General features: G+C 52.9%; 7 protein-coding genes and 1 pseudogene. 7 read left to right on the top strand and 1 reads right to left on the bottom strand.

What is annotated here, in order from left to right; all coding sequences use genetic code 11:
- The first annotated feature begins 197 nt into the window (after positions 1-197).
- The 6 genes from ABYT30_RS13035 (at position 198) to ABYT30_RS13010 (ending at position 5,892) form a co-directional block, all read left to right on the top strand.
- Entirely contained in the window at positions 198-1,223 is a 1,026-nt protein-coding gene (locus tag ABYT30_RS13035; RefSeq protein ID WP_373096873.1) for a LysM peptidoglycan-binding domain-containing protein, read from the top strand.
- A gap of 59 nt (positions 1,224-1,282) precedes the next feature.
- The gene (gene dprA / locus ABYT30_RS13030; RefSeq protein WP_373096872.1) at positions 1,283-2,368 is read left to right on the top strand and encodes a DNA-processing protein DprA; all 1,086 of its coding nucleotides are present in this window, start codon (positions 1,283-1,285) and stop codon (positions 2,366-2,368) included.
- 117 nt (positions 2,369-2,485) lie between these two features.
- Entirely contained in the window at positions 2,486-3,052 is a 567-nt protein-coding gene (locus tag ABYT30_RS13025; RefSeq protein WP_373083028.1) for an L-threonylcarbamoyladenylate synthase, read from the top strand.
- 36 nt (positions 3,053-3,088) lie between these two features.
- Complete coding sequence (gene hemF, locus ABYT30_RS13020) at positions 3,089-3,991, top strand: oxygen-dependent coproporphyrinogen oxidase (protein ID WP_373083029.1); 903 nt, start codon at positions 3,089-3,091, stop codon at positions 3,989-3,991.
- A gap of 62 nt (positions 3,992-4,053) precedes the next feature.
- Positions 4,054-4,887, top strand: a complete 834-nt coding sequence (gene aroE / locus ABYT30_RS13015; RefSeq protein WP_373096870.1) for a shikimate dehydrogenase — start codon at positions 4,054-4,056, stop codon at positions 4,885-4,887.
- Between the two features lie 33 nt (positions 4,888-4,920).
- Positions 4,921-5,892: a calcium/sodium antiporter gene (locus tag ABYT30_RS13010; RefSeq protein WP_373083033.1), complete on the top strand. Its 972-nt coding sequence runs from the start codon at positions 4,921-4,923 to the stop codon at positions 5,890-5,892.
- Here ABYT30_RS13010 and ABYT30_RS13005 read toward each other — a convergent pair.
- The gene (locus ABYT30_RS13005; protein WP_373096868.1) at positions 5,889-6,452 is read right to left on the bottom strand and encodes a gamma carbonic anhydrase family protein; all 564 of its coding nucleotides are present in this window, start codon (positions 6,450-6,452) and stop codon (positions 5,889-5,891) included. The two genes, ABYT30_RS13010 and ABYT30_RS13005, sit on opposite strands and share 4 nt — an antisense overlap.
- Positions 6,453-6,562: 110 nt before the next feature.
- Between ABYT30_RS13005 and ABYT30_RS13000 the strand changes: the two are divergent.
- A pseudogene (locus tag ABYT30_RS13000) lies at positions 6,563-7,315 on the top strand (oligopeptidase A); the annotation flags it as partial.

Below are 7,315 nucleotides of genomic sequence, written 5' to 3'. Positions count from 1 at the left end.
TAACAGTTTGTGACCATTTCTCGTGTAAGTTGTGTAAGTATTGCTAAGATGATGATTGAGTGCACATTACACTCCACAAATCATTCGCCTGTTGCAGAGTATCCTCTATATTATACAGCGAGCGTTTAATAAATGCCTGATACTTGCGATTTTGCGGGATGATTGGCGACCAGATCAGAGTGCTATAGGAAGCGATTATGAAGAACACGGTAATGGGAGTATGTCTTGGCCTGCTGATGGCAGTTGCCCAGGCTGGGGATGTGCTCTCTTTGAAAGCCGGGCACCCACAAACCTATGTCGTTGTTAAGGGCGATACCCTGTGGGATATATCGGCGAAGTTTTTAAATGACCCCTGGTATTGGCCTGAGCTCTGGCACTACAACCCTCAGGTGAATAACCCCCATCTAATTTACCCCGGTGATCTGTTAAAACTGATGTGGATCGACGGCAAGCCGGTGTTGGTGCGCAACCCAGGGCCTGACGACGGTATCGTTAAATTGACCCCGCAAATGCGGATCGCGGATATTAAAGACGCTATTCCAGCTATTCCGCTGGATGTTATCGCGCCTTTCCTCACTCGCAGCCGCGTAGTGACCGACGAGGTGCTCGCTGCAGCGCCCTACGTATTGTCCGGAAAGCGTGGAAATATTGTAGCGGGTGCGGGCGACCAAGTACTGGGTCGCGGTGATTTTAGCGGTGAAGAAACCTACGGTATTTATCGGCGTGGACAGGTGTATAGCGACCCGAAAACTGGTGAAATTCTCGGTGTAGAGGCAACGGATATTGGTACCGCCAATCTTCTGGCGACAGAAAAAGACGTGGCGACCCTCACCTTAAATCGCAGCACCCAAGAGATTCGCCGCGCAGACCGCTTTTTGCCCCTGGAAACTCGCCAGTTACACGCCCGTTTTGCGCCCAAGGCACCAGTCGATAATAGCAATGGCTTTATCATCGCAGTGGAAGGTGGTTTGACCCAGATTGGCAGCATGGACGTGGTGACACTGAATCTTGGTGAACGCAACCAAATCGAGCCCGGCGATGTTATGGCGATCTACACCACGGGTGTGGTGGTCACCGACCCGGTTACCAACGAGCGTGTTAAGACGCCTGACGTTCGCGCGGGCTTGCTGATGGTGTTCCGCAGCTTTGAAAAAGTGAGTTACGCCTTGGTTTTAAAGGCGGAAGAGCCGCTGAAAGTAGGCGACAAAGTTAAAAACCCATAAAGAAATAAACCGGCGGTTCGAAACTTCGGACCGCTTTTCTAGATCGCAAGGAAGCGAGCGTGGAACATTTTGCCGGCCTGTGGCTGTTAACTCAGCAAACCCTCCAATTAACGCCAGCGAATTTTCGGCGTTTAATCGCCAATGTATTGCACCCTCGGCAAATACTGAACTTACCGAAGGAAGACTGGGCGGCGCTGTCGCTGAGCAGTCAGCATTTAGACAAGCTGGATCGCGTTTTGGCGCGTCGTAATCCAGAACAGGAGATCACCTCAGGGCTTTATCACGTCAATGCCAATATTTTGTGCTGGCACGATATTGATTACCCCGCGCTACTAAAAGAAATCCACGATGCTCCACCACTTCTGTATTACCGTGGCCGCAGCGAGTTGCTGAATAAACCCCTCTGCGCGGTGGTTGGCAGTCGCCGCCCCAGCCGCTGCGGCATGGGTGATGCAGAGCGTTTTGGCAAAGCTCTGAGCCAAGTAGGCATGACGGTGGTCAGCGGCATGGCGCTTGGGATAGATGCGGCTGCGCACCGTGGTGCGCTCGCGGGTGCCTCCTCCACGATCGCGGTATTGGGTACTGGGGTAGATCAGTGTTACCCCCGAAGTAATCGAGCGCTTTTTGAGCAGATTGGCACTGAGGGCCTAATTATCAGTGAGTTGCCACTGGGTAGCCCACCATTGCGGCATCAGTTTCCTCGCCGCAATCGCCTTATTAGCGGCATGAGCCTTGGGGTATTGGTGATCGAGGCGGCACTGCGCAGCGGCTCATTGATAACCGCTAGCCAGGCCTTAGAGCAAAATCGTGAAGTTTTCGCCATTCCTGGCTCCATCCACAATCCGGCTAGCCGCGGCTGTAATAACTTGCTTAAACAAGGCGCTAAACTGGTTGAGGATGTCGACGATATTTTAGAAGAGTTCTCTGGCTGGAATGACAGAAATCATATCGCTCCGTCAGACCACGCCGTAAATAGCGAAACAAATTCGCCGGTATATCAAGCCTTGGGTTATGAACCCACCGATATTGACACCCTCGCCGATAATCTAGGCTTACCGATTGCCGATTTGCTCAGCTTATTAAGCGACCTTGAAGTCGAGGGCTGGGTAGAGCAATATCGCGGCGCGTGGCAGCGCAGCCGCTAGTCATAGTGACTGGCTAGCCATCATTTATTCAAAAAGCGCGGTCAAAAAACCTGTATACTTTGCCCGCATTACAAGGCCGTTTTAACCACTGATTGCCCTTACTGCGGATAATTCATCATGCCCCTGTCTGCCCAATATCGTTTGCGTCGTGCCGCAGCTTTGCTTCGTGCAGGAAAAGTGATTACTCACCCCACCGAAGCGGTGTGGGGCCTGGCTTGTGTGCCTTGGAGCCAGTCAGCCGTAGCGCGGATATTGCACTTAAAACAGCGAGACCCGGCCAAAGGCATGGTGCTGGTGGCCGATCATGTGTCGCGGTTTCAGGGTGTACTACCCCTGCTACCAGACGACGTCCAAGAATTATTAATGGCAAGTTGGCCGGGACCGAACACTTGGGTGGTGCCCGACGCGGGCTGGGCGCCAGAGTGGATTCGCGGTAAGCATGACAGTGTCGCCATCCGCGTTAGCAATCATCCCCTCACCGTGGCCCTGTGTCAGACGGCTAACACCTGCTTGGTTTCGACCTCAGCCAACCCCGCTGGTTTGGAGCCTGCCCGCAGCCAAGTCGAGGTTCAGCGCTATTTTCGCTCGGCTGTGGATTATTATTTACCCGGCCGCACAGGCGGTTTAGCTCAGCCCACCGGTATTCGCGACGCGCTAACCGGGCAATATTTGCGAGGCGGCTGACAATATGGCGGCTGTTTGAGTCGCTGGAGAGAAATAATGCAAGACGTTGATATTGAAGCAGTAAAACAGTTTTTTTTGTCATTACAGGACCGTATTTGTGCGCAGTTGAGCGCTCTCGACGGTAAGGCTGACTTTGTTGAAGACGATTGGGGCCGGGGCCGCAGCCGCGTTATTACTGATGGTGCGGTATTTGAAAAAGGCGGCGTGAACTTTTCCCATGTCCAGGGTGATGCCATGCCTGGCAGTGCGAGCGCCCATCGTCCAGAGCTGGCGGGCCGCAGCTACCAAGCCATGGGCGTGTCTTTAGTGATGCACCCGCTTAATCCCCACGTGCCGACGAGCCATGCCAATGTGCGCTTCTTTGTTGCTGAAAAACCCGGTGAGGAGCCGGTTTGGTGGTTCGGCGGCGGTTTTGACTTAACCCCTTACTATGGCAATGAAGAAGACTGCCGCCATTGGCATCAGACCGCTTTTGACGCTTGCGCGCCCTTTGGCGAGGACGTCTACCCGCGCTATAAAAAATGGTGTGATGAGTATTTTTATATGCCACACCGTCAGGAAGCGCGTGGCGTGGGCGGTCTATTTTTTGACGATCTCAATGAAGGTGGTTTTCAGCGCTGCTTTGAGTTTATGCAGGCCATCGGTAACGCCTATACCGCGGCCTATGTGCCGATTGTTGAGCGGCGCAAAGATAAGCCCTGGGGGGAGCGCGAGCGCGATTTCCAGCTTTATCGTCGTGGCCGCTATGTTGAATTTAACTTGGTCTGTGATCGCGGCACCTTGTTTGGCCTACAAAGCGGTGGTCGCACCGAATCGATTTTGATGTCGCTGCCACCCTTGGTGAGATGGGAGTATAATTGGCAGCCCGACGACAATAGCCCTGAAGCGGCACTGACGTCGCAGTTTTTGCCGGTGCGAGATTGGCTGGCTCCACATTAGTGGTATTTGGCTGTTTTACGCTCAGAATTCGAAGCCAAAAATAAAAGGCAGTACCCTTTTTTATGGATAAATTAGATCACTACGCGGTTTACGGCAATCCCGTCAAACACAGCAAATCGCCGCAGATTCATGCCGCTTTTGCGGAGCAAACCGGCCAGGAATTGCACTACCGCGCCCACAAAGTTGAATTGGGCCGCTTTGCTGAAGTTGCCACTCAGTTTTTTGAGCACGGCGGCAAGGGCTTAAATATCACTGTGCCCTTTAAACTCGATGCCTTTGAATTTGCTGACCAGCTCAGTGGGCGCGCTCGTCGCGCCGGCGCGGTTAACACCCTTGCGATCCAAGAAGACGGCACCATCTACGGTGACAATACGGATGGCGTTGGCTTAGTTCGAGACATACACGACAATTTAGGCTGGGACATGCAAGACCGGCGAATACTCGTGCTAGGGGCGGGTGGCGCGGTACGTGGCATTCTTGGGCCATTACTAAAACAGGGACCCAGCCACGTATTAATAGCAAACCGCACTGAAGAAAAGGCCCAAGAATTAGCTCAACAATTTCAAAAATTGGGCAAAATTGCCGGTGGTAGCTATGCCGGACTAGCCAGTGCCCAGTTTGATTTAATTATTAATGGCACGAGCGCGAGCATGAGTGGCGACCTACCGCCCCTGCCCTCCCATATTCTGAGCAATGATGGCTGCGCCTACGACATGATGTATGGCGCCGCGCCCACGCCTTTTATGCGCTGGGCGGCAGGTGAGACGGCGTGGGCAGTGTCAGATGGCCTAGGAATGCTGGTTGAACAAGCGGCAGAGTCATTTTGTATCTGGCGAGGCGTGCGGCCTGACACCAAGCCGGTTATTGAGTTAATTCGTCAATCTTTGTCGGCGTAAACACGACAACGCTATAAATTCTGGAATAAGTCTATGTTAGTTACCGTAGTCGCCCTGATCGTTGGGCTGATTTTGTTAGTGTGGAGTGCAGATCGTTTTGTGATCGGCGCCTCCGCTACAGCCAATATTCTTGGTATATCGCCGCTGGTTATCGGTATTTTGGTCGTGGGCATTGGCACCTCAGCGCCAGAGATGTTGGTGTCAGCGATCGCCTCTAATGACGGCCAAGCTGGTTTGGCGGTGGGTAATGCACTGGGCTCAAATATTACCAATATCGCGCTGATCTTGGGCCTCACTGCGCTGCTTATTCCCTTAAATGTTCAGTCGAAGCTGATTAGTCGGGAAATTCCGCTACTCATTATCGTTATGCTCGTGGGTTATTTTTTAATGCGTGACGGCGATCTCGGCGTCATGGACGGTAGCATCTTACTGTTTGGTTTTGCTGCGGTGATCCTGCGCCAGTTGTGGGAGGCGAAACACAGCAGTGGTGACAGTATAGAGGCTGAATTTGAAGCTGAGATCCCTAAAGATATGGGTATTAAGGCGGCACTGGGCTGGCTATTACTCGGTTTGCTATTGTTGATTGGCTCCGCGCGCTTATTAGTATGGTCAGCGGTGGACATTGCCCATTTCTTTGGCTTGAGCGACCTTATTATAGGTCTTACCGTCGTGGCGATTGGCACGAGCTTGCCGGAGCTGGCCGCCTCCGTGGCGGCGGCGCGCAAGAATGAACACGATATTGCCATTGGCAATGTGGTGGGGTCTAACCTCTTTAATTTACTTGGGGTAATGGCAATTCCGGGCGTTTTAGCACCTGGCCCGATTGACCCTGAAGTGATGAGCCGCGATTACCCCGTTATGCTATTACTAACGGGTATATTCTTTTTAGTCGCACGGGGACCAAGTCGCGCAAGGCGCATATCGCGGCTGGAAGGCGGTGGCTTACTCAGCATTTACATTATCTATATTGCTTATCTTGCTTACGGTGCGGGTGCATTTAATTAGTCTGCTCGGTTTAATTCCTTGATATGGCGGTCTTTGAGCTTGGCGTAATTACTGGCGCTATAGCTAAAGTACTTGAACTCACCCTCGCTGAGTTCACGTACCGGCTTGGCGGGGCTGCCAACATACAGCGAGCCGCTGACTAGGCGCTTACCTGGCGGCACAAGGGAATTGGCGCCGACGACCACATTATCCTCGATCACCGCGCCATCCATCACAATACTGCCCATACCAATCAGAACTCGGTTGCCAATCGTACAGCCATGCAAGGTCACACTGTGGGCAACGGTGACCTCGTCCCCAATCGTAAGCGGGTAGCCCTCGGGGTTATAGGGCCCTGCGTGGGTTATATGCAAAATACTATTGTCTTGAATACTGCTGCGGGCGCCAATGCGGATGCTGTGCATATCGCCGCGTACCGTGGTGTTGGGCCAAATTGAGCTGTCGGCGCCTATTTCAACATCGCCAATCACTACCGCACTGGGGTCGATAAATACGTTGTCAGCAAGCTTGGGCGTGTGTTCTTCAAAGCGACGAACAAAATTTTGGGCCTTGTAAGTCATTAATCTATCTCCATCTATTATTTATCTATGAGCCATCTCACGCACTAAGCGGACGGTGGATTTGTTACACTGGACATATTCACTACCATTATTACAGGGTTTCAGTTGTTATGGCTGCCAATAGTTTACCGTTGTTTTCCTGTCTCGACCCCCAGCAATTAGCGGCTGATTGCGAGGCGCTGTTAACTGCTTCGCGCCAAGGCGTGGCGGCGGTGGTTGCCTGCGAGGCTAAGCCAAGCTGGCAGAACTTAATGGCGCCTCTAGAAGAAATTGACGACCAAATTGGCCGCTTCTGGGCGCCTCTTAGCCATTGCCACAGCGTACTCAGTGGCGAGGCTTGGCGTAACGCGTATAGTGCCTGCCTGCCTCTGCTTACCGCCTATAATAGTGAAATGGGTCAGAACCGGCCGCTTTTTGAACGGGTTAAAGGCTTTGCCGACAGTGCCGAGTTTGCCAGTTTGAGCGGTCCACGTAAGCAGGCGGTTCGTCATATGTTGCGTGACTTTACCCTGTCGGGGGTGGCGTTAGAGGACGACGAAGCAAAGCGTTTCTCGGCCATCGCCCAGCGTCTGAGTGAACTATCGACCGCGTTCTCAAATAATGTTTTGGATGCCACTGACGGCTGGGAAAAGCTGATCGAAGCTACTGAAGACTTAGCTGGCGTGCCGGCCACGGTATTGGATAATTTGCGCGAAGCGGCAACAGCAAAAGGCCATAGCGGCTATCGCTTGAGTCTAGATATCCCCAGCTACTTGCCCATATTGCAGTACGCCGATAACCGCCAGCTGCGTGAAGAACTGTATCAGGCTTACGTGACCCGCGCCTCGGCACTTGGTCCCCACGGTGGCAAGTGGGATAACGGC

Origin of the sequence: Zhongshania sp., from assembly GCF_041623545.1 — a bacterium.
Taxonomy (GTDB): domain Bacteria; phylum Pseudomonadota; class Gammaproteobacteria; order Pseudomonadales; family Spongiibacteraceae; genus Spongiibacter.
Note: the sequence above shows the minus strand (reverse complement) of the source record. Positions and strands in the feature narration are given on the sequence as shown.

Coding starts and splice junctions, on each gene's coding strand:
- ABYT30_RS13035 (WP_373096873.1), top strand. CDS start 198: ATGAAGAACACGGTAATGGGAGTATGTCTTGGCCTGCTGATGGCAGTT.
- ABYT30_RS13025 (WP_373083028.1), top strand. CDS start 2,486: ATGCCCCTGTCTGCCCAATATCGTTTGCGTCGTGCCGCAGCTTTGCTT.
- hemF (WP_373083029.1), top strand. CDS start 3,089: ATGCAAGACGTTGATATTGAAGCAGTAAAACAGTTTTTTTTGTCATTA.
- aroE (WP_373096870.1), top strand. CDS start 4,054: ATGGATAAATTAGATCACTACGCGGTTTACGGCAATCCCGTCAAACAC.
- ABYT30_RS13010 (WP_373083033.1), top strand. CDS start 4,921: ATGTTAGTTACCGTAGTCGCCCTGATCGTTGGGCTGATTTTGTTAGTG.
- ABYT30_RS13005 (WP_373096868.1), bottom strand. CDS start 6,452: ATGACTTACAAGGCCCAAAATTTTGTTCGTCGCTTTGAAGAACACACG.